Origin of the sequence: Antribacter soli (assembly GCF_021568775.1) — a bacterium.
GTDB lineage: Bacteria > Actinomycetota > Actinomycetes > Actinomycetales > Cellulomonadaceae > Antribacter > Antribacter soli.
The window spans coordinates 1-21,357 of record NZ_JAKGSG010000044.1; the positions used below are offsets into that span (position 1 = coordinate 1).

Genomic DNA, 21,357 nt, shown 5'->3' on the forward strand with positions numbered 1-21,357 from the left:
CCCGCCCCGGGCCGGCCCGGGCCCGGCCATTCGGGGGGGTGCGGGCCACCCCGCCCCCCCCCCCCCCCGACGAACTGCCGATCACGGTCGGTCGGTCAGAGGGTGGACCTCTCCCGTCAGCCGATGAAACCGACGAGGTCTTCGCAGAGGTTCCGGCCGGTGGTCTGCCCGTTCTCGTCGGTGCCGCCGAGCTCGAAGTCCACCTTCACGTCGTCGTCCTCGTCCGACGGGGTCCCCTCCGCGTTGATCTCGACCGTGAACGACAGCTGCTCCGCGTCGCGGAACAGTCTCTTGCCGTCGGGGCCGCGGTACGACGTTCTTGCCGTGGTCTGCCCCTCGATCGAAAGCACGCCGCCTCCCAGCTCTCTGACGCGCGCGTCCTTGTCCATACCGCGAGTGGTGAAGGAGAAGGTCTGGCCGTTGTCGAGGTTGGTGAACGTGCCCTCGCGGCGGAAGGTGCTCGCCCCGTCGTGCGGCGAGCTGCCGCGGGTGTGCAGGCGGACCATCCCGGAGCGGTCCTCCTCGACCCGCACCGGGAACTCGACCTGCGGACACCACTCCTCGTCCGGTGTGTCCCACCGCTCGTGCGCGAGGAACTCGTCGTGCTGGGTCCATCGCTCGACGAACACGGCTGGTGCGGCTGCCGCGGGCGCGGCCAGCCACATCACCACCGCTGCGGCGGCCGCCGAGATCGTCAGTGATCGCTTCATGGGACTCGTCCCCGTACGTGGTTCCGGCCGCGCGCCGCTGCGCGGTCCTCTCCATGATGGAGGGCGGACCGGGGATCGGTGCCCACGGGGCGGGAGTTCACCCGGCTGGGAACCGCCGCCTGATCACCCCGCAGACGCAACCGACGGCGCTCCCGACCGCTCCCGCGGCGGGGGCGCTGTCCATGGTGTGGGTCGGTCGCGTGCACTCGGCCAGCGACCACCAGTCGAGTACACGCTGTGAGCAGACGTTCGAACGTCAGCTCTCGTCGCCGATGAACTCGATGAGGTCGTCGCAGAAGTTCCGGCCCGCGGTCTGGAAGTGCCCGGTGGCGCCACCGAACTCGAAGCTGACCTCCACGTCGTCCTCGTTCGACGGGGTCCCCTTCGTGTCGATCACGAGCGTGAACGACACCCGCCCTGCGTCGAGGAACAGCTTTTCGCCGTCGGGTCCATAGAACGTCGTCCTGGACGTGATCTGCACCTCGATCGAGAGCAGGCCGCCGCCGAGGTCGGTGACGTGCACATCCTTCTCCTGACCGCTGGAGATGAAGGAGAAGGTCAGGCCGTTGTCGAGGTTCGTGAACGAGCCCTCGCTGCTGAAGGTGCTCGCCCCGTAGAGCGGCGAGTCGCCGTGGCTGAGCAGGCGGAACGTCCCCGAGGCGTCCTCCTCGACCCACACCGGGAAGTCGACCTGCGGGCACCACTCCTCTTCCGGTGTGCTGAATCGCTCCTGCGCGAGGAACTCGTCGTGCTCGGTCCAGTGCTCGACGAACACCGCTGGTTCGGCGGCCGCCGGCGCGGCCAGCACCATCACCACTGCTGCTGCGGCCGCCGAGATCTTCAGTAATCGCTTCATGGGATCTTCCCTCCGAACAAAGGTCCGGCCGCGCGCCGTTGCGCGGTCCTCTCCATCGTGAACTCCTGCCCTGTCCGGTGGTAGGCCCGGACCGGGATCGGTGCCCACGAGGCGCGAGTTCACCCAACCGGGAGCCGTTCTCCACCGGCGGCTTGACGGGAAATGGCTTTCCCGGTGCGTTCCGGCCCAGTACGTTCCGGCCATGACGCTTCCCGTCCTATGGATCTGCGGCCCGCCCGGGGTCGGCAAGTCGACCGTCGCATGGGCGCTGTGCGAGGAGCTCGGCCCGCACGTTGCGTACGTCGACATCGATCAGCTCGGCATCTGCTACCCCGAGCCGCCCGACGACCCCGGCCGGCACCGGCTCCAGGCCCGCAACCTGGCCGCCGTGGTCGACGGGTACCGTGCCGCGGGGGCGAGCGCCGTGGTTGTCTCCGGCGTGGTGGATCCCGTGCGCGGACCCGACGCGGACCTTCTGCCGGGTGCCGACCTCAGCGTGGTCCGGCTGCGCGCAGACGGCACGGTGCTCGCCGCCCGGCTCGAACGGCGCGGCTCGGCTGACCTGGTCGAGTCGGCCCTCGCCGAGGCCGCCGGCGTGGAGCGGACCTCCTGGGCCGCGCACGTCGTCGACACGACGACCGCGGCCGTTCCCGCCGTCGTCGCCGACATTCGTAGCGCCGTGCCCAGCTGGCCGGGCGCCTCGGCTCCTGGCCCGGCCCCGGTCGCGCCGACGCCGGCGGACCTCGACGTGCTGTGGCTGTGCGGACCGACCGGCGTCGGCAAGTCCACCGTCGGGTTCCCGGCCTACCTGCGCCTGCTCGGCTCCGGCGCACGTGTCGCGTACCTCGACCTCGACCAGGTCGCTTTCTGCCCGCGGCTCCCGGGTGACCCGGGCGGACACGAGAACAGGGCCCGCATCGCCGCCGCGATCGCTGCCGGGTTCGCGGCGGTCGGCGCGTGGCGCCTCGTCGTCGTCGGTCAGGTGGACGACGACGCCCTCGGCGCGTACGACGCTGCGTTCGCGCCTCACCGGCGCACCCTGGTGCGGCTGCACGTCCGACCGGACGAGCTCACCGCACGGATCCTCAGTCGCCGCGACGGCGGCAGCTGGGCCCAGCCCGGCGATCCGCTCCGGGATCGCAGCGTCGAACACCTGCTCGCCGTCGCCGCGGAGGCGGCGTCCACGCGCCTCGGCCCTGGGCATGTGGTGGACACCACCGGCCGGAGCGCAGACGAGGTGGCCGAGGAGGTCGCAGCGCTCGTGCTCGGATGAGGACTCGTGGCCGGGGGTCAGGACGCCTCTCGGGCCGGGCCGGCGCGCGCGGTCATCCCCCCGTCAGGCTCGTCGCCATCTTGTCCAGGGTCTGCTCGAGGCCGGCGAGCGACATCTGGTACGTCATCTCGGAGGTGTAGCCGTACTCCGTGACGGTCAGCTCGGTGCTCTCCCCGACTCCGGGGGCGAGGGTCACGACGTGCCGAACGGGGACGGGGATCCCCGGTGGCAGGCCGAGGTCGGCGGGATCGACGATACGACCGGACGGGTCGCAGAACTCCATCGTGAACTCGAGCCGGACCTCGGGCTCCACCTGCTGGTAGGTCCACAGGTTGTGCAGCTCGACGCCGTCGGGGGACCGCATGCACACGTGCGAGCTGGCGCCCGCCCGCACGTCCATGTGCGCCTCAGGCGACGTCCAGCCGGCGGGGCCCCACCACCGCACGACCTCTGCCGGCTGGGTCCAGGCGTCCCACACACGGCCGACCGGAGCGTCTATCGTCCGTGTGACGACGACGTCCCGCACGGTCACCGCAGGCTCCCTGTCGCGGTCTGGGGGCGGTCCGTGGAGTGCCGGGCGCGGCGGCCCGCTTCGACGATCACCTGGGCGTCGATCATGGTGAGTGCATCTCTTCTCGCTCGCAATGCTCTGGGTCGCCCGGTCGAGCAGGCTCCTGACGATCAGAAGCCCTTCCCGCGCCGGCGTCAACACGGACCGGACCTTGCGACAGCGCGTCCGGCACACTCGCCGTCGTGAGGGAGATGCGGCGGTACACCTAGAGCCAGCCGCTGCGGCGGAAGAGCCAGTAGAGACCGGCGCAGAGACTGACGACGACGCCCACGACCGCGAAGTAGCCGAACCGCCACGTCAGCTCGGGCATGTACTCGAAGTTCATCCCGTAGATCCCGGCGATGGCGGTCGGCACCAGCGCGATCGCCGCCCACGCGGAGATGCGGCGCATGTCCGCGTTCTGCCTGACGGCGATCTTGCTGTGCCGCACCCCGACCCGGGCCAGGTCGGCCTGCAGCACGTCCGAGAGCAGCCGGTCGTGACCCTCGATGCCGTCCGAGGCCCGCAGGGCGTGGTCGTGCACATCGCGGAAGTAGGGCGCCGCAGCCTTGTCCACGACCGGTATCGATCCCTCCGCCAGTTGACGCAGGGGAGCGTTCAGCGGAAGCACCGCACGGCGGAACTCCGCCACCTCGCGCTTGAGCTTGTAGATCCGTTCCGCATGGTCCTCGCCGCCGTCACCGCCGAACACCTGGCTCTCGATCTCGTCGATGTCCTCTGTGATGGAGACGATGGCTTCCTCGTAGCCGTCGACCACCAGGTCAGCGGCTCGATAGACAACCGCGGTAGGGCCGTCGACCACCGGCTTCGAATCGCCGCTGTCGAGCTCGGCTCGTACCCGGCCCAGCACGTCGCTGTCACCGTGCCGGACCGTCACGACGAAGTCCCGCCCGAGGAAGAGCGCGATCTCGCTGACGTCGATCACCTCCTCGTGATCGACGTAGCGGACCGGCTTGAGCACCATGAACACCACGGAGCCGTACACCTCGAGCTTCGGCCGCTGATGCGCCTTCACCGCGTCCTCGACCGCCAGCGCCGGCAGCCCGAACTCCTCGGCGACCACGGCAATTTCCTCGGAAGTAGGCTGTTGCAGCCCGATCCAGACGAATCCCGAGGCTGTGCGCGCCGCCTCGGCGGCCTGGTCCAGCGGAACCCGTCCCGGACGGCGACGCCCGTCCACGTAGACGCCGCAGTCGCCGATCACGGCCTCGATGCCACGCTCGCGGACGCTGTCCTCCGAAGCTTCCGGGAGCCGGAGCCCGGCACCGGGCCGCCCCCGTGCGCGCCGGCCGAGCCGCCGCGCTCCATCAACGCGCCGCCCAGCAGGTTCATCGGCAGACGCTGCCCGCCCTGGCTTCCCAGTTCCAGCCATCACTGAACTGTACCGAGTCGGCCCTGAGCGCCTCATGCCAGGACGTCCGGTGACACCCCATGACCACATCACACCCGGTGCCGAACCTTCACTCGCCGGATCGGCGGGACTCCTCCCACGCCTTGAACGCGTCGCGGGCACGCACGGCCGCCTCCGCCACCGAGAAGGCCTGCCGCCACCCTCGCTCGTCGAGCTCGTCGTAGTGCCGGAAGTAGGCGAAGAACCAGCCGTCGGCGACCTCGGCGCTCACAGGCCGATCGGGATCGGTGAGCAGCGCGACCAGCTCGTCAGTCATGAACGCGCGGGCGCCGGCGTGCTCGTGGGTACGCGCGATCAGCGCGAACTTCTCGTCCTCGAAGGCGTCGGTGCCAAGGACCTCTGCAGGCCGCATCCCACCCGAGCGGCCGTGGTGGAAGGTGAGCCGCGGAGGCTCCACGTCCAGGTGGGCGGCGAGGAAACGCACCTGGACCGTCGCCTGACGCCCCCGCCATCGGGTGTGGGTGGCCAGCTCGAAGGACAGGCCACCGGCCGGCCACTGCACCCGGTGCATCGTGCGGGCGTGGGCCTCCGAGACGAAGATCGAGCCCGGCAACAGCTGCACCTGCGCCTCCGGCTCGACCGCTAGGTCGTTGGCCTGGGCGAACGCGACCAAGCGGACCAGCCGCCGAACGCTCCGGCGCTCGCCCAGGGCGACGAGCCCCGCGACCATCGCCCCCAGGAGCACCGAGCCGCCCACGAAGAACCCGCCCACGACCAGCGCGTCGGAGTCGCCCTCCACGAGCAGCACCACGATGGTGATCAGCACGATGACGGTCACGAAGCCGCCCACGAGGCAGCCGGCCGCCGCGCTCCCGGCTCGGGATCCGGCGACGTACCGCGCGGTCTCCGGGCCGAAGTCACCACGACGCGCGGCCTCGAGCACCCTGGCCGAATCGGCGTCGGTAGGGGTCGCCTGCAATGGGGTGTAATCGACCATATCCGGACTCATCCGTCACAGACTAGTGGCCGTCGAGATATGGGCACAGGCGGCGCCTGCGCCGTCGCGACGCCCGTCGAGGTGAGACGAGTCGGTCAGGAATCGAGAAGCACCCCATACCGCGCAGTCCCTAGCGTGGAGGGCATGGCACACATCGACTCCGTCACCCTCGAGGTGACCGACCCCACCACCGCACGTTCCTTCTACGACGCCGCCTTCGGTCTGGGCGACTCACTCCGCTTCCGCACCACCGACGCACCCACCACCGGTTTCCGCGGATACACCGTGTCCCTCATCGCGTCCCAGCCGGCGAACGTCAGCGCCCTGTTCGACGCCGCCGTCGCCGCCGGGGCCACCCCGATCAAGCCGGTCACCAAGTCCCTGTGGGGCTACGGCGGCGTGGTCCAGGCGCCCGACGGGAGCATCTGGAAGATCGCCACCTCCGCCAAGAAGGACTCCGGCCCGGCCTCTCGGGAGGTCGACCAGATCGTGCTCCTGCTCGGCGCCGCCGACGTGTCGGCGAGCAAGCGGTTCTACGCCGAGCGCGGACTGACCGTGGGCAAGAGCTTCGGCTCTTACGTCGAGTTCGACACGCCCTCCAGCCGGATCGGGCTCGGGCTGTACAAGCGGCGCGCCCTGGCCAAGGACGCCGGTGTGCCGTCGGAAGGTTCGGGGTCGCACCGGCTCACGGTGAGCGGCGACATCGGAGCGCTCACAGACCCGGACGGGTTCGCCTGGGAACCCGTCCCGGTGGGCAGCCAGGACTGACGAGCCACTTCCTCTCGATCGATCTGTGGGGGGAGGGTGCGCCGGGCCGGCGAGCGGCCCGGCGCACGCGGGTCAGCCGGCGAAGCGGAAGGTCGCGTCCGCGCGGCCCTGGTCGGTCGAGATGGTGTCGATCCGGAGCCGGTAGTTGTAGTGGCGGAGGTACCGGTCCGGGAAGTTGTACGACTGGAACGAGACCCAGGAGGAGCTCGCCAGGCCCGGCACCTGCTTGAACGTCGCGTCGGCCTCGAAGAGCTCGGTGCCGTCGTCGCGTGCCAGGACGAGCTGGTAGTCCTGATGCCGCAGGAAGTAGCCGGGGTAGTTGGCCGACTCGAAGGACACGTACCCGGTCCCGTTGTCCGCCAGGCCCTGGACCACGCGGAACCGCGAGTCGGCGACCGGGCTGACGTTCGCGTCGATCCGCGCCTCGAAGTTCGCATGGCGCACGTACCGGTCCTGCGCGTTGTACGACTGGATCCGCTGGTAGGTCACGACCGGCTCGCCGGACGGCACGTTCAGCACCGTGCTCGCAGCCACCGGCACACCGAAGTTCGGCGTACCGTCCGCGTTCCACGTGAACTTCTGGATCCGCGGCGTGCGGGTGCTTCCGCACCCCTGCGTGGACGAGGCGTTCGCGTGGTAGACGATCCAGCTCTCCGTGCCGTCCGGTGAGGTGAAGAACCCGTTGTGCCCCGGTCCGTAGACGCCGTTGGCGTCGTTGCGCTGGAACACCGGGGTCGCGTTCTTCGTCCACGACGACGCCGACAGCGGGTTGCTCCCGGTCAGGGTGAGCAGCCCGAGCTTGTAGTCGGGGCCCTGGCAGGCGCTGGCCGAGTAGGTGACGAACGTGCGTCCGTCGTGCTGCAGCGCCACGGGGCCCTCGTTCATCGGAGTGCCCTGCCGCTCCCAGGCGTGCGTCGGGGTCGAGATGGCGGTGCGAGCGCCGGTGACGGTCCAGGGGTTGCCCATCGCCACGATGTAGATGCTCGGGTCCGCACCGGTCCACTGGGCCGGCACCCCGGACCACAGGAAGTACAGCTGGCCGTTGATCGTGACGGGGCTGCCGTCGATGCCCCACCAGTCGTTGGCGCCGAACACCATGCCCTTGTAGGTGTACGGGCCCATGGGGTCGGTCCCTGCGCTCTCGGCGACGTGCACCCGCTGGGCCTCGATCGAGCCGGAACCTGCCGAGTAGTAGATGTACCAACGGGGGCCGTTCGGCCCGTCGATCAGGTGGAACTCCGGTGCCCACACGTTGCTGCCGCGGCTCGCCGGGAAGTCGTCGTACACCGGGACCGCCGCGGCGCCCTTGAGCGCCTCGATGGTCGGGGCCTTGCGCATCGTGATGGGCCCGCTCCACGGCGTGGTCATGAGGTAGTAGTAGCCGTCGTGGTACGTCATCCACGGGTCGGGGCCGGAGCTGTTCAGCGGGTTGGTGAACGTCGCCGTGGCGGCGCTCCCGGTGATGGCGGTCAGCGGGAGCAGGATCAGGGCGAGCAGCGCGGCGGCCGCGCGCACCAGGCGCCGGCGCAGGGTGCTGGTCATCGTCGTCCCCTCCTAGTACGTGATGTCGAAGGTCGCGTCCTGCTTGGCGGTGGTGGACGAGCCGGAGCCCAGGACGTCGATGCGCAGCGCGTACTCGTAGTGGCGGATGTACCGGTCCGGGAAGTTGTACGACCGGAACGAGGTCCAGGAGCTGTCCGCCAGTCCCGCGGTGGGGTAGAACGTCGCGTCGGCGCGGAAGGCCGAGGTGCCGTCGTTCGGGTCGAGCCGCAGGTTGTACGCGTAGTGCCGCAGGTACCTGCCCGGGAAGTTGACGGACTCGAAGGACACCCCGGCGGGGTCGGCCAGTCCGGGGACGATGCGCCACTGCTGGTCGGCGGTCGGGTCCATGGGGAACGGGTCGATCCGCGCGACGTTGCCCGCGTGCCGCACGTAGCGACCGGGGAAGTTGTACGACTTCAGCCGGTTCCACTCCGGGGCGCCCCAGCGGTCGACCAGTGCATCACGCTCGGCCGACGTGATCGGGGTGATCGTCACGTGCTTGGCGTTGATCGGCGGGGTGAACGCCCGCTGGTTCATCACCGACCACGAGTTGCCGTCGACGTTCGTGGTCTGCCAGCCGTAGACCACGGCGTTGGCCGGCGCGAACGAGTCGCCCCACAGCCAGACCGTGCTGCTCGTGTTCGACCTGACCAGCACCGGAGCCTCGATCGCGTCGCCCTGCCTCAGGCCGCTGCTGATCGTGGTGAAGCTGTTCGAGGCCCCGGTGGTCGAGCGCGCGACGTACAGACGATTGTCGTTGAGGTTCTTGTAGGACAGGTAGAACGTCGAGCCGTCGACCAGGACGTCGCCGTCCAGGACGTTGAACCCCGGGTCGAAGAAGACCTGCGGGGTGCCCATGTTCACGAAGTCGGTCGTGTAGTTGACCATCAGCACGTCGCGGGTGCCGTTGTTCGCGGAGTAGATCACCGCGTACTGGTTCCGGGACGGCACCCAGAACGCCTCCGGCGCCCACGAGTGCGTCGCCATCGAGTGCAGCTTGACCCGCCGGTAGCCGGTGAAGCTGGTCAGGTTCGTCGAGTCCCAGACGTGGATGTACTGGTTGTCCTGGTTGAAGACCCGCCCCGTGAGGTCGGTGGCGAGAGCGACGAAGGTGCCGTCCTGCTTGCGCAGGATGTACGGGTCGCGCAGGCCCTGTGTCCCGGCGGTCGGGGTGACGACGGGGTTGTTCTGGTTGAGCGGCATCCAGTCCAGGCCGTCGGAACTGACCGCCAGGTGCAGGGCGTAGCTGTCGCCGGACTGGTCGGGCGACTCCTTGAAGTAGCCCATGACGTAGGCGGAGTAGGTGGCGGCGGCTGCCGGCGGCGCGGTGAGGCTCACGGCGACGAGCGCGCCGGTGGCGGCCGTGGCCAGTGCGGTGAGCGCCGCGACAAGGCGGTGGCGCAGAGACATTGTGGTTCCCTCTGGGGTCGGGCGGGCCGCGAGCGCGCGACGCATCGGGCAGACGCTCCAACCCGATCTCGGCACTGTGCGTACCCGCGGTCCTTCGGCTGCGATGGCGAAGTGCGGTGCACGACGGCGGGGATGTGAACGCTAACAACTCGCCGACGCGCACAGTCTGTTGAGGACGGATCGACCTTGTCAAGAGTCGCTTTGTCCGTCTAGTCCGCTGGGCTGGATCGAAACGCATCGACTTCCGGACCGTCTTGTCGCAACTCTTGACGGTGGCGGATGTTAACGCTCACACTCGTTTCCGGTTGCAGCCGCTGTGCTCGGTGACCGGCAGGACGCCGATCGCCGAAGTTCCCGTGACAAGTTCTTCCTGATTGCCACCGACCTGCGGATCGCCAACGGCAAGGGCTGGAACGTCGCCCAGCACGCGGGGAGCACCTCGCTCGTGATCTGGGAGTCCACCGACCTGGTGAACTGGTCCGCACCCCGCCTCGTCGACGTGGCCGGGGCCATCCCCGACGCCGGCTGCGCCTGGGCGCCCGAGGTGATCTGGGACCCGGCGACCGGCCAGTACATCGTCTACTGGGCAACGATCTCCCCGCGCAACGGCGTCGACAAGGCGCGCATCTACTACTCGCGCACCACTGACTTCCGGACGTTCTCCGCCCCGGAGCTGTACATCGACCGGCCCGGCACTCAGGGCATCATCGACACCCAGATCCTCGAGGTCGAGGGCAGTGTCGGCGGGTACAAGTACGTCCGCGCCTCCGGCGACGGACAGATCACGATCGAGGGCAGCAACTCGATCCTCGGCACCTGGACCCGGCTGGGCGACCTGTCCGGCATCGGTCTGACGTGCGTCCACCATTGTGCTGCAGGACGCGCCGGAATCATCAGGAAGTCTGTTATTCCTGCATCATCAGGAAACCTGTTATTTCAAATGGTGCGGCGATGGGTGGTGGACCAAGGGATACCAATCAGTCCCGGACTCCGGGCCCGAGGAATTCAGCTGCCGCTCGGTGGCGTGATTTCCCCCGTGCACAAGGACGGGTGCCCCGGTCACCCACGGCGTTCTTGAAGACGCCGACCACTACTTCACCCACCTCGGCCCGGTGCCCGCAGCGAAGAAGGCCATCGAGCTGACCGCCACCACACCGCGCACTCAGCGCCTGGAGCGGCCTGGCCGCCCACACGAGACCGTGCGAGCGTTCATGGGGTCAGACCGTGTGAAGCGGACGAGTCGGTCTGTACGCCGGGTTCTGTCCCCGCGCGCGGTTGCCCACGCGCGGGTGACGGTCATCCATCTAGGACGTGCGTTGCCGCACGTCTCGAGCGGTCTACCCGGGAGCTCGGGCGGGCAGCCCTCGAACGCTCCCTGTCTGACCTTGCTCCAGGTGGGGTTTACCTAGCCGGACCGGTCACCCGGCCCGCTGGTGGTCTCTTACACCACCCTTTCACCCTTACCGCTCCCGGTTTCCCGGGAGAGGCGGTCTGCTCTCTGTGGCACTGTCCCGCGGGTCACCCCGGGTGGCTGTTGGCCACCACCTTGCCCTGAGGAGCCCGGACGTTCCTCGGCGCTGCTACCAGCGACGCGACCGTCCGACCGACTCGTCCGCCCCACCAGCCTACCGGTTCGGACAGGGGGTCCGAGAGTCGGGTCAGGCCGGACCAGGAGCGGGGAGGGTCCGGGCGGGGGACCGCCGTCGGCCACCGTAAAGTTGGCGCGTGCTCCTGCTCCTGCCGCCCTCCGAGGGCAAGACGCCCGCGCCCGACGGCTCCTCGCCGCTGGATCTCGCGGCCCTCTCGCACCCGGAGCTGACGAAGCAGCGCCGCGCGATCCTCGCCGAGCTCGCGGCGGTGAGCACCCGGCCCGACGCGACCGCGGTCCTCGGCGTGAGCGACGGCCTCGCCGCCGAGGTCGCCCGGAACACCGGCCTCGCGCTGGCCCCCGCCGCGCCCGCGGCGCAGGTCTACACGGGCGTCCTGTACGCCGCCGCCGGCCTCGCGTCGCTCGGCCCGGCAGCGGCAGCCCGCGCGCAGGCGTCCGTCCGCATCTTCTCGGGCCTGTGGGGCACGGTCGCACCTGGGGACCGCATCCCGGCGTACCGCCTGAGCATGGGCGTCACGCTGCCCGACGTCGGACCCCTCGCCCGGGCGTGGAAGCCCGCCCTGGCGTCGGCCCTCGACGAGCGGTCGGCCGGTGACGTCGTCGTCGACTGCCGGTCCGCCACCTACGTCGCCGCCTGGCGACCGCCCCGCGGCGCGGACTGGGTGGAGGTCCGCGTGCTGCGGGAGGTGGACGGGAAGCGGTCCGTCGTGTCGCACAACGCGAAGCACACCCGCGGCGTCCTGGCCGGCCGCCTCCTGCGGGCCACGACCGAGCCCACGACCGGCGAGGACGTGCTCAAGTCGGCGCAGGACCTGGTCGGCACGGTGGTGCTCACGGAGGTCTCGACGGGCCGGGACCAGACGCTGGTCGAGGCGTCGCTCCTCGACGCCCGCGGCCGCGGTCCGAGGACGCTGGAGCTCGTGCTCGCCTGAGCCGAAGGTGCAGTGGAGGGTGAGGGCCGAGGAACGAGGCCCTCACCCGAAGCGGAACCGCAGGCTCAGGCGATCAACAACGCCTTGAGCCGAAGGTGCAGGCGACGAACAACACCGCCTGGGCGTCATAGCGCGCCGACCAGGACCTGGGTGTCGAAATCAGCCGTCATTCCGGCACCCAGGTCCTGGTCGGCGGGCCCGCGGACTGGTTGGATGCGCGGATGGACCTGACGACCCTGCGCCCCGCGCGCGCCGCTGTCGCCGCGGCCTTCTTCGCGCAGGGCTTCGTCTACATCACCCTGACGACGCGGCTGCCCCGGTTCCAGAAGCTCTGGGACCTGGACGAGGTCACCCTGTCGCTCCTGCTGCTCATGATGGTTCTGCTGGCCGGGCTCGGTTCGGTGGTGACGGAACCGGCCGCCCGGCGCCTCGGGAGCGCGACCACGCTGCGCGTGGGACTGGTCCTGGCCGGCGTGGCGATGCCCGTCGTGGTGCTCGCGCCGACGGCGGGCGTGTTCGTCGGCGCTCTTGCGACGTACGGCATCGCCCTCGGCGTGATCGACGCCGCCTCGAACATGCAGGCCGTCGCCATCGAGCACCGCTACGGCCGGCCGGTCCTGCCATCGACCCACGGCTACTGGACGCTCGGCGGCGTGCTGGCCGCTGCGGTGGCCCTGCTCACCGGCGGGCTCCCGCCGGGCACGGGGGCGATCGCCGCGGTCGTGCCGCTCGCGGTCGCGTTCGCGCCGTTCCTGGCCCGGGTGGTCCCGGACGGCACGACGGCGGACGCCGCCATGCGCCCCGGCGCCGCCCACCCGGCCACCGACGCCGCCCCGGCCACCGACGCGAAGCCGGCCACCGCCATCGCGACGACGACCGACGACGCGACCGGTCCGGCGTCGGCCGGCGTGCCCTGGCGGCCCATCCTCCTGGTGGGGCTGGGTCTCATGGTCTTCTACACGGTCGACACGGCGGCGACGTCGTGGGGGCCCACGTACCTGGTGCGGTCGTTCGACCTGCCGCTCGGGCTGGTCGCCCTGGCGACGTTCCCGTACCTGGTCGCGACGATGATCGCGCGGCTGTCGGGCGACCGGCTCGTCATGCGGTTCGGCGTGGTGCCGGTGCTGCGGGCGGGCGCCGTGGTGGCGTTCGCCGCGCTCGTCACGGTCGTGGCGGCGCCCTCCTGGCCCGTCGCGGTCGCAGGTTTCACCGCGCTCGGCGCGGGCATGGCCGTGGTCGCGCCGCTGAGCTTCTCGGCGGCGGCGCGCATCGCGGGCGGGGGGCGCGACCGCGTCGACGCGGTGATCGCCCGGTTCAACCAGTTCAACTACGCGGGCGCGCTGGTGGGGTCCGTCGTGACCGGTCTGGTCGGCGCCGACAGCCTGCGGGTGGGGTTCGCCCTGCCCGCGGTGCTCGTGCTCGCCCTGCTGCCTCTGGCCAGGGCGTTCGCGTCGACTCCGCGCAGTTGATCGCTCCTGCGCGTGGCGCCGGACCGCCTCGGCACGCTAGCGTCGCAGGAATCTCTACAGGCTGCGTGGACGGACCCGCCCGTGGCCACACCTCGAGGAGGCGTCGTGCCGGACGAGATCCCGCAGGAGTTCCAGATCGACGTCCCCGACGACATGGAGACGGGGGTTCCCGCCGACTTCGCGTCGGTGTGGCACACCCCCACGTCGTTCGTGCTCGACTTCATCGCGGTGAAGCAGCCGCCGAGCCCCACGACGGACCCGGACACCGGTGAAGTGACCAACGTGGTGGTTCCGGGCAGGGTTGTGTCGCGCGTTCGGATCCCGCCGCAGCAGGTTTTCGAGCTGGCGAAGGCGCTCACGATGCAGCTGGACGCGTGGGAGAACGAGAGCGGCCGGTCACGTGAGCGTTAACAAATGTCGGATTGCCCGAAAGGCGATAAAGATCGGACAGGTATGAGTCCTGGTATTTGCCTCCCCATACCAGGGAATTTCCTGCAAAGAAACCCCCGGAAGCCTGTTCCGCTTGCGTTCTTTCCCGTTGTACGCTTCCCGTGATCGACGATGGTGTCGCATCTCCCAAAGCTGCTGGAGGGTCGGGGGGCCTGTAGTTCCAGCGGGCCGTTACCGGGGAGCACGTGAGACAGGGGCGATGTGCAGTGAGCTATAACTACCTTGCCGGGGGGCACACCGGGGGCATCGCGCTCGAGGAAAGACTCGACGCGAGCGTAGTGACGATGTGGGGCGAGATCGATGTCGCCCTACGAGGCGAGGCTGGTGCCGCCCTCGCCACCGCGTTGGAGCGCAACGTGCCCGTGGTGATCGACACGTCCAGAGTGACGTTCATCGACTCGACGGGCATCGCGTTCCTTGTACAGCTGTACACGTTCGGCACGCAGGAGGGGCTCAAGGTCCGCCTCCTCGACCCGCCGACCGTGGTCGGGGACGTGCTGGAGATGCTGGGCGTGGACGAGGTCTTCGCCGAGGGTCACCGGCCGCCCTACCAGGCAGGAGCCGGCGTCGCGCGCCGTGCCGGCTGACCCGCCTCTCAGAGACCTTTCCTATCGCGCGACGCCGGCCGCTCGCCCCGAGCGGCCGGCGGCGCTGTGCCGGGAGTTGCCGGGCCGAGGCCTACGCGTCTGCCGCGAGGCTCGCCGCGCCGACGATCCCGGCGGCGTTGCGCAGCTGGGCGGGCACGATCGGCGCGCGCAGGTGCAGCAGCGGCAGGTACTTCGCGTGGTGCTTGCTGACGCCGCCGCCCACGACGATCAGGTCGGGCGAGAACAGGTTCTCGACAACGCCGAAGTAGCGCTGGAGCCGCTGTGCCCACGCCTCCCACGACAGGTCCTCGCGCTCACGAGCGGAGTCCGCGGCGCGCGACTCGGCGTCGTGCCCGTCGATCTCCAGGTGCCCCAGCTCGGTGTTGGGCAGGAGCTCGCCCCCGACGAACAGGGCGCTCCCGATGCCGGTGCCGAGCGTCGCGACGAGGACCACGCCGTCGGCGTCGCGGGCGGCGCCGTACCGGAGCTCGCCGACGCCGGCCGCGTCGGCGTCGTTGACGGCCACCACGTGGCGCCCCGTCGCGCGGTGCACGAGCGCCGGCAGGTCCACGCCCGTCCACGACTTGTCGAGGTTGGCGATGAACCGCACGACGCCCCGCTGCATGGGCGCAGGGAACGCGACGCCCACCGGGACGTCCTCGGGCAGGTCGTACCCCTCGATCAGCTCGGCGAGCACCTCGGCCACGGCCTGGGGCGTGGAGTGCTCCGGCGTCGGGATGCGGGTGCGTTCGCGTGCGAACTGGCCCGTCGCGAGGTCGACGGGCGCACCCTTGATGCCCGACCCCCCGATGTCGATGCCGAACGCTGTCTGAGTGGTCTGCTGACGCATGCCGGGCAAAGCCTCATTTCGGTCGCGCGTGCCGTCGGGCACGTTCGTCGTGCCTGGTGCAAGGATCGTCTCATGAGCGACGAGCCCCAGTTCTGGTTCAACACGAAGACGGGCGAGGTCGAGGAAGGCCACCGGTCCTCCTGGACCCACCTCATGGGCCCCTACGCCACCCGCGCCGAGGCGGAGCATGCGCTCGACCGGGCGAAGTCCCGCAACGAGGCGTGGGAGGACCAGGAGGACGACTGGCGGTCCCGCTCCTGAGCGGCTCTGCCACGCCGCGCGGAACCGGGCTCCGCCGTCGGCCCGTCACTTCTCGAAGGAGTGCGCCTCGTCCGGGAACGTGCCGCCCTTGACGTCGGCCACGTAGTCGACGGCGGCCTGCTGCAGCGCCCGCCCGAGCTCGGCGAAGCGCTTGGCGAAGCGCGGCGACCAGTCGGTCATGCCGGCCATGTCCGTCCACACGAGCACCTGGCCGTCGCACTCCGGGCCGGCACCGATCCCGATCGTGGGGATGCGCAGGATCTCCGTGACCCGGGCGGCGACCTCGACAGGCACCATCTCGAGCACGACGGCGATCGCGCCCGCCTCCTCCACCGCCTTCGCGTCCGCGCACAGCGCCTCGGCCGCCGCGTCGCCACGGCCCTGCACGCGCGGCCCGCCGAGGAGGTTCTCCGACTGCGGCGTGAAGCCGAGGTGGCCCACGACGGGGATGCCGGCGTCGGTCAGGGCACGGATCTGCGCGGCCGAGCGTCGCCCGCCCTCGAGCTTCACGGCGGCGGCGCCGGTCTCCTTGAAGATCCGCACCGACGTCTCGAGGGCCTGCGCCGGGCCTGCCTCGTACGAGCCGAACGGCAGGTCGACGATCACGAGGGCGCGCTTCGCCGCCCGGGCGACGGCCCGCGCGGCCGGGATCATGTCGTCCACCGTGACCGGGATGGTCGAGGTGTGCCCGTGCATCACGTTGCCGATCGAGTCGCCCACGAGCAGCGTGTCCACGCCGGCGGCGTCGAGGATCGTGGCCGTGACGCCGTCGTACGCCGTCAGCATCGTGATCTTCTCGCCGCGTGCCTTGGCCTCGGCGAGATGGTGCACCCGCACCCTCTTGGGGGCGCCGGGAGCGGGCGAGGTGTGCGCGGACATGGTCCTCCTGCGGTGTCGAGCGGTGGGCGGCGGTGCCCTGCCCAGCCTAAGCCTGGCGAGGCGGGCCGGAACCGTCCTCGGGGTGTCACGCGCGTGACACCCGGAGGTAAACCCATCCGTAACGGGAGTGAGGCAGGATAGGCACCATGGACAGGCAGCAGGAGTTCGTGCTCCGCACGGTCGAGGAGCGCGACATCCGCTTCATCCGCCTCTGGTTCACCGATGTGCTCGGCGTGCTCAAGTCGGTCGCGGTCGCGCCCGCGGAGCTCGAGTCGGCGTTCTCGGAGGGCATCGGCTTCGACGGCAGCGCCATCGAGGGCCTCACCCGCGTGTACGAGGCCGACATGATCGCCAAGCCGGACCCGACCACGTTCCAGGTGCTGCCGTGGCGCGGCGACCGGCACGGCACGGGACGCATGTTCTGCGACATCCTCACGCCCGACGGCGAGCCGTCGCTGGCGGACTCCCGGAACGTCCTCAAGCGCGCGCTGGCCAAGGCGAGCGACAAGGGCTTCACCTTCTACACGCACCCCGAGGTCGAGTTCTACCTGTTCAACCAGCTCACCTCGCCGGACGAGAAGCTGGTCCCGGTGGACCGCGGCGGCTACTTCGACCACCTGGCACGCGGGTCCACACACGACTTCCGCCGAGCCGCGATCACGATGCTCGAGTCCATGGGCATCTCGGTCGAGTTCTCGCACCACGAGGCCGGGCCCGGCCAGAACGAGATCGACCTGCGCTACGCCGACGCCCTGACCACCGCGGACAACCTCATGACGTTCCGCACCGTGGTCAAGGAGGTGGCGCTCGAGCAGGGCGTGTTCGCGTCGTTCATGCCCAAGCCGCTGCCCCAGGAGCCGGGGTCCGGCATGCACACGCACATGTCGCTCTTCGAGGACGACCGCAACGCCTTCCACGAGCCGGGCGCCCAGTTCGAGCTGTCCAAGACGGCGCGCCAGTTCATCGCCGGCCTGCTGGTCCATGCGGGCGAGATCACGGCCATCACGAACCAGTACGTGAACTCGTACAAGCGCCTGTGGGGCGGCCAGGAGGCGCCGTCGTACGTCTCGTGGGGCCACAACAACCGCTCCGCACTCGTGCGCGTGCCGATGTACAAGCCGGGCAAGGGCAACTCGTCGCGGGTGGAATACCGCGCGCTGGACTCTGCCGCCAACCCGTACCTGGCCTTCGCCGTCATCCTCGCCGCGGGTCTCAAGGGCATCGAGGCCGGCTACGAGCTGCCCGAGTCCACCGAGGACTCCGTGTGGGAGCTGACCGACGCCGAGCGGCGCGCCCTGGGCATCACGCCCCTGCCGCACAACCTCGACGAGGCGATCGGCCTCATGGAGAAGTCCGAGCTCGTGGCCGAGACCCTCGGCGAGCACGTCTTCCAGTACTTCCTGCGCAACAAGCGCCAGGAGTGGGACGCGTACTCCGCGCAGGTCACGCCCTACGAGCTGGAGCGCTTCCTGCAGTTCCTCTGACTTCTCGACGACGTCGCCGGGGGGGGCGGGGGGCGCCCCCCCCCCCCCCCGCCGGGGGGGGGGGGGGGGGGGGCCGGCCCCCCCCCCCCCCCACCCACCCATCTGATCAGGGCGGGCTTCGCGGACCTCGCCCGCTCCGCCGCCCTGTGGGAAGACCCGGCGCTCACCGAGGTCCGTGACGGGCACGCGCGCGTGACGCCCGCGGGCGGGCCAGACGGCGACTCCGTCGCCCTCGAGGATGCGTCCGCCGGCCTGCTGCGCGCCCTCGGCGACACCGCCGACCCCGACCTCGCCCTCCTCCAGCTCGTCCGCATCGCGGCGGCCGCGCCCGGACGACTCCGCGCGTTCCTCGGCGCTTCGGCGGTGCCGTCAGAGCAGGCGGAGTCGTTGCCCGATCCCTGGGGCATGGGCCGCTCACCCCGGGCGGCCGTCTCCCGCCTCCTCGGGGTGCTCGGAGCGTCCTCGGCGCTCGGGGACGAGCTGGTCCGACGCCCGGAGCTCCTCGACGTCCTGGACGACGAGACCCCCGGCACGGCCGTCGACCCGGCGGATGTCCGGGCGGAGCTGCTACGCGCCGTCGACGCGGACCCGGCCTCCCGGACCCCGGTCGCGGGCACCGACCCCACCCCACCCTCCGAAGCGGGACGCCGGCCGGTGCACCCGGCCGAGCGTCCGCCGTCGTACACGGACCGCCTGCGCCGGGCCTACCGGGCGCGGCTGCTGCGCATCGCCGCCACGGACGTGACCGCCCCCGAGCCGCAGGTGGTGCTGCCGGCCGTCGCGGCGGCGCTCGCAGACCTCGCGGGCGCCGCCCTGGAGGGCGCCCTCGCGATCGCCCGCGCGGAGCAGCCGGACCACGCGGCCGGGGTGCGCCTCGCCGTCGTCGGCATGGGCAAGACCGGGGGGCGCGAGCTGAACTACATCTCGGACGTGGACGTGATCTACGTCGTCGAGCCGGAGGAGGGAGTCCACGAGGGCCACGCTCTGCGGGCCGGGGCGCGGCTCGCGACGGCGCTGGCCCGCGTCTGCTCGGGGACGTCCGCCGAGCCCGCGCTGTGGCAGGTCGACGCGGCGCTACGACCCGAGGGCAAGCAGGGACCGCTCGTGCGGACTCTCGCGAGCCACGTGGCGTACTACGAGCGCTGGGCCAGCACCTGGGAGTTCCAGGCGCTGCTCAAGTCGCGTCACGTCGCGGGCGACCCCGATCTGGGCCGCGCCTACCGCGAGGCGGTCGAGCCGTTCGTGTGGCAGGCCGTGACGCGCGAGAACTTCGTCGAGGACGCCCGCGCCATGCGCAAGCGCGTCGAGGACAACGTGCCGTCCGCCGAGGCCGACCGGCAGATCAAGCTCGGCACGGGCGGCCTGCGGGACGTCGAGTTCACCGTCCAGCTCCTCCAGCTCGTGCACGGACGCACCGACCCCGCCATCCGCTCACGCACCACGCTCAACGCGCTCGCGGCGCTCGCGGGCGGCGGGTACGTGGGGCGCGAGCACGCCGCGCGGATGGCCGAGTACTACCGGTTCCTTCGCTCGCTGGAGCACCGGATCCAGCTCTTCCGGCTGCGCCGGACGCACCTCATGCCGACCACGGAGGCCGACCTGCGCCGCCTCGCCCGCGGGCTCGGCCTGCCGGACGCGAACGCCCTCGACAAGCGGTGGCGTGCCGTGCGGCGCGAGGTGCGCACCCTGCACGAGGCCGTGTTCTACCGGCCGCTGCTGCCCGCCACGGCACAGCTGTCCGAGGACGAGCTCTCGCTGGCGCCCGAGGCGGCCGTGGCGCGCTTCGCCGCCGCCGGCTACCGGGACCCGGCCGGGGCGATGCGGCACGTCACCGCGCTCACGGAGGGCGTGACCCGGCGCGCCGCGATCCAGCGGCAGCTTCTGCCGGTGCTGCTCGGCTGGTTCGCGCAGGGCGCCGACCCCGACGCAGGTCTGCTCGCCTTCCGCCGTCTGTCCGACGAGCTCGGCTCCACGCCCTGGTACCTGCGGCTCCTGCGCGACTCCGAGGCCGCCGCCGCCCGGCTCGCGCAGGTCCTGGCGTCGTCCCGGTACCTCGCCGAGGCCCTCGCGCGCTCGCCCGAGTCCGTGCAGTGGCTGGCCGAGACCGCGTCGCTCGAGCCGCGCGGCGCCGCCCGGCTCGGCGCCGAGGCCGACGCCATGCTCACCCGCGCGACCGACGCCGCAGCCGCCACCGTGTCTCTGCGCGCCCTGCGCCGGCGTGAGCTCGCCCGCACCGGCGTGGGGGAGGTGCTCGGGCTCCTCGACCCGGTGCGGGCGACCCGGGCGATCTCCGATGCCGCCGATGTGCTCCTCGCCGGCGCTCTGCGGGTCGCCGAGCACCTCGCCCGCGAGCCCGCCGGGATCGCGCGCGGGCAGGAACCGGCACGGCTGCTCGTCGTCGCGATGGGGCGCCTCGGCGGTCAGGAGATGGGGTACGGCTCAGACGCCGACGTCATGTTCGTGTACGAGGCCGTCCCCGGGGCCACCGAGCGTGCGGCGTCGGACTACGCGCTGGCCGTGGCGATGAACCTGCGGCGGCTGCTGTCCGACGTCGGACCGGAGCCCGCCCTGCCCGTCGACGCCGACCTGCGGCCCGAGGGGCGGTCCGGGCCGCTCGTGCGGTCCTTCGCGTCCTACGTGGAGTACTACGAGCGGTGGTCGTCGCCGTGGGAGGCGCAGGCGCTCCTGCGGGCGCGTCCCCTTGCGGGGACGCTGCGGCCGGGCTCCGTCACGGCGCCGGTGCCCGACGCCGGACCGGTCGCCCCGGGCGGCGCCGTCGCCGAGGGCTTCGGGCCGGGTGTCGCGGGTGGCCTGTCGCTCGCGGAACGGTTCACCGAGCTCGTCGACCCGCTCCGGTACCCGTCCGGCGGGCTCGACCCCGCGACCGTGCGCGAGGTGCGCCGGATCAAGGCGCGGGTGGAGTCGGAGCGGCTGCCGCGCGGCGTGGAGCCGGCGCGGCACCTCAAGCTGGGTCGCGGCGGGGTGTCCGACGTCGAATGGACGGTGCAGCTCCTCCAGCTCCAGCACGGTGCGGACGTGCCCGCGCTGAGGACGCCCGGCACGATCGCGGCGCTGTCCGCCGCCCGGGAGGCGGGCCTGGTCGACGCGGCCGACGCCGCAGCCTTGCGGGACGCGTGGGTCCTGGCCTCGCGGCTGCGGTCCGCGATCGTGCTGTGGTCCGGGCGGACGACGGGGGCAGGAGTGGACGTGCTGCCCCACGACCGCATGGCGCTGTCCGGGATCGCGCGGCTGCTCGGTGACGTCGGCACGGGCGCCGAGCTGGAAGAGCTGTACCTGCGCACGGCCCGTCGCGCCCGGGCGGTGGTGGAGCGGGTGTTCTACGGCGCGGAGTGAGGTC

General features: G+C 71.3%; 19 protein-coding genes and 1 other RNA gene. 10 read left to right on the top strand and 10 right to left on the bottom strand.

Annotated features, from left to right (window positions below; translation table 11 throughout):
- Positions 1 to 116 precede the first annotated feature (116 nt).
- Together L1785_RS16085 and L1785_RS16090 are read right to left on the bottom strand one after the other, a co-directional pair.
- A complete protein-coding gene (locus L1785_RS16085; RefSeq protein ID WP_236090298.1) occupies positions 117 to 710 on the bottom strand; it encodes a hypothetical protein in 594 nt (197 codons plus the stop codon).
- Positions 711 to 966: 256 nt separating this feature from the next.
- Positions 967 to 1,566 (bottom strand): hypothetical protein, encoded by a 600-nt coding sequence (locus tag L1785_RS16090; RefSeq protein ID WP_236090299.1) that lies wholly within the window; start codon positions 1,564 to 1,566, stop codon positions 967 to 969.
- Between the two features lie 202 nt (positions 1,567 to 1,768).
- On the opposite strand from L1785_RS16090, the gene L1785_RS16095 reads away from it, so the two are divergent.
- A complete protein-coding gene (locus L1785_RS16095) occupies positions 1,769 to 2,839 on the top strand; it encodes an AAA family ATPase (RefSeq protein ID WP_236090300.1) in 1,071 nt (356 codons plus the stop codon).
- Positions 2,840 to 2,891: 52 nt separating this feature from the next.
- Here the strand turns inward: L1785_RS16095 and L1785_RS16100 are convergent, their stop codons facing one another.
- The 3 genes from L1785_RS16100 to L1785_RS16110 all read right to left on the bottom strand — a co-directional run bounded on the left by L1785_RS16100 (position 2,892) and on the right by L1785_RS16110 (position 5,758).
- Positions 2,892 to 3,371, bottom strand: coding sequence for an SRPBCC family protein (locus tag L1785_RS16100; RefSeq protein WP_236090301.1), 480 nt, complete (start codon positions 3,369 to 3,371; stop codon positions 2,892 to 2,894).
- A gap of 244 nt (positions 3,372 to 3,615) precedes the next feature.
- The gene (locus L1785_RS16105; RefSeq protein ID WP_236090302.1) at positions 3,616 to 4,614 is read right to left on the bottom strand and encodes a magnesium and cobalt transport protein CorA; all 999 of its coding nucleotides are present in this window, start codon (positions 4,612 to 4,614) and stop codon (positions 3,616 to 3,618) included.
- Between the two features lie 256 nt (positions 4,615 to 4,870).
- Positions 4,871 to 5,758, bottom strand: coding sequence for a hypothetical protein (locus L1785_RS16110; RefSeq protein WP_236090303.1), 888 nt, complete (start codon positions 5,756 to 5,758; stop codon positions 4,871 to 4,873).
- 144 nt (positions 5,759 to 5,902) lie between these two features.
- Between L1785_RS16110 and L1785_RS16115 the strand changes: the two genes are divergently transcribed.
- A complete protein-coding gene (locus L1785_RS16115) occupies positions 5,903 to 6,526 on the top strand; it encodes a VOC family protein (RefSeq protein ID WP_236090304.1) in 624 nt (207 codons plus the stop codon).
- Between the two features lie 72 nt (positions 6,527 to 6,598).
- On the opposite strand, the gene L1785_RS16120 is transcribed toward L1785_RS16115, so the two are convergent.
- The gene (locus tag L1785_RS16120; protein ID WP_236090305.1) at positions 6,599 to 8,068 is read right to left on the bottom strand and encodes a family 43 glycosylhydrolase; all 1,470 of its coding nucleotides are present in this window, start codon (positions 8,066 to 8,068) and stop codon (positions 6,599 to 6,601) included.
- 12 nt (positions 8,069 to 8,080) lie between these two features.
- Positions 8,081 to 9,478, bottom strand: a complete 1,398-nt coding sequence (locus L1785_RS16125) for a glycoside hydrolase family 43 protein (protein ID WP_236090306.1) — start codon at positions 9,476 to 9,478, stop codon at positions 8,081 to 8,083.
- A 316-nt stretch (positions 9,479 to 9,794) separates the two neighbouring features.
- Between L1785_RS16125 and L1785_RS16130 the strand changes: the two genes are divergently transcribed.
- Complete coding sequence (locus L1785_RS16130) at positions 9,795 to 10,556, top strand: glycoside hydrolase family 43 protein (protein ID WP_236090307.1); 762 nt, start codon at positions 9,795 to 9,797, stop codon at positions 10,554 to 10,556.
- A gap of 154 nt (positions 10,557 to 10,710) precedes the next feature.
- Here the strand turns inward: L1785_RS16130 and rnpB are convergent.
- Positions 10,711 to 11,089: RNase P RNA component class A (gene rnpB / locus L1785_RS16135), an RNA gene on the bottom strand.
- Between the two features lie 114 nt (positions 11,090 to 11,203).
- On the opposite strand from rnpB, the gene L1785_RS16140 reads away from it, so the two are divergent.
- The 4 genes from L1785_RS16140 to L1785_RS16155 all read left to right on the top strand — a co-directional run bounded on the left by L1785_RS16140 (position 11,204) and on the right by L1785_RS16155 (position 14,525).
- A complete protein-coding gene (locus L1785_RS16140; RefSeq protein WP_236090308.1) occupies positions 11,204 to 12,019 on the top strand; it encodes a YaaA family protein in 816 nt (271 codons plus the stop codon).
- 221 nt (positions 12,020 to 12,240) lie between these two features.
- Complete coding sequence (locus L1785_RS16145) at positions 12,241 to 13,488, top strand: MFS transporter (RefSeq protein WP_236090309.1); 1,248 nt, start codon at positions 12,241 to 12,243, stop codon at positions 13,486 to 13,488.
- 105 nt (positions 13,489 to 13,593) lie between these two features.
- Entirely contained in the window at positions 13,594 to 13,899 is a 306-nt protein-coding gene (locus L1785_RS16150) for a DUF3467 domain-containing protein (protein WP_236090310.1), read from the top strand.
- 245 nt (positions 13,900 to 14,144) lie between these two features.
- A complete protein-coding gene (locus tag L1785_RS16155) occupies positions 14,145 to 14,525 on the top strand; it encodes an STAS domain-containing protein (RefSeq protein ID WP_236090311.1) in 381 nt (126 codons plus the stop codon).
- Between the two features lie 91 nt (positions 14,526 to 14,616).
- Here L1785_RS16155 and ppgK read toward each other — a convergent pair whose 3' ends face one another.
- Positions 14,617 to 15,375: a polyphosphate--glucose phosphotransferase gene (gene ppgK / locus L1785_RS16160; RefSeq protein ID WP_236090312.1), complete on the bottom strand. Its 759-nt coding sequence runs from the start codon at positions 15,373 to 15,375 to the stop codon at positions 14,617 to 14,619.
- A gap of 72 nt (positions 15,376 to 15,447) precedes the next feature.
- On the opposite strand from ppgK, the gene L1785_RS16165 reads away from it, so the two are divergent.
- Positions 15,448 to 15,636, top strand: a complete 189-nt coding sequence (locus L1785_RS16165; protein WP_236090313.1) for an SPOR domain-containing protein — start codon at positions 15,448 to 15,450, stop codon at positions 15,634 to 15,636.
- Positions 15,637 to 15,681: 45 nt separating this feature from the next.
- Here the strand turns inward: L1785_RS16165 and panB are convergent, their stop codons facing one another.
- Positions 15,682 to 16,515: a 3-methyl-2-oxobutanoate hydroxymethyltransferase gene (gene panB / locus L1785_RS16170; protein ID WP_236090314.1), complete on the bottom strand. Its 834-nt coding sequence runs from the start codon at positions 16,513 to 16,515 to the stop codon at positions 15,682 to 15,684.
- Positions 16,516 to 16,661: 146 nt separating this feature from the next.
- Between panB and glnA the strand changes: the two genes are divergently transcribed.
- Together glnA and L1785_RS16180 are read left to right on the top strand one after the other, a co-directional pair.
- Positions 16,662 to 17,999, top strand: coding sequence for a type I glutamate--ammonia ligase (glnA, locus tag L1785_RS16175; protein ID WP_236090315.1), 1,338 nt, complete (start codon positions 16,662 to 16,664; stop codon positions 17,997 to 17,999).
- 102 nt (positions 18,000 to 18,101) lie between these two features.
- A complete protein-coding gene (locus L1785_RS16180; protein WP_236090362.1) occupies positions 18,102 to 21,353 on the top strand; it encodes a bifunctional [glutamine synthetase] adenylyltransferase/[glutamine synthetase]-adenylyl-L-tyrosine phosphorylase in 3,252 nt (1,083 codons plus the stop codon).
- Positions 21,354 to 21,357: the final 4 nt, after the last annotated feature.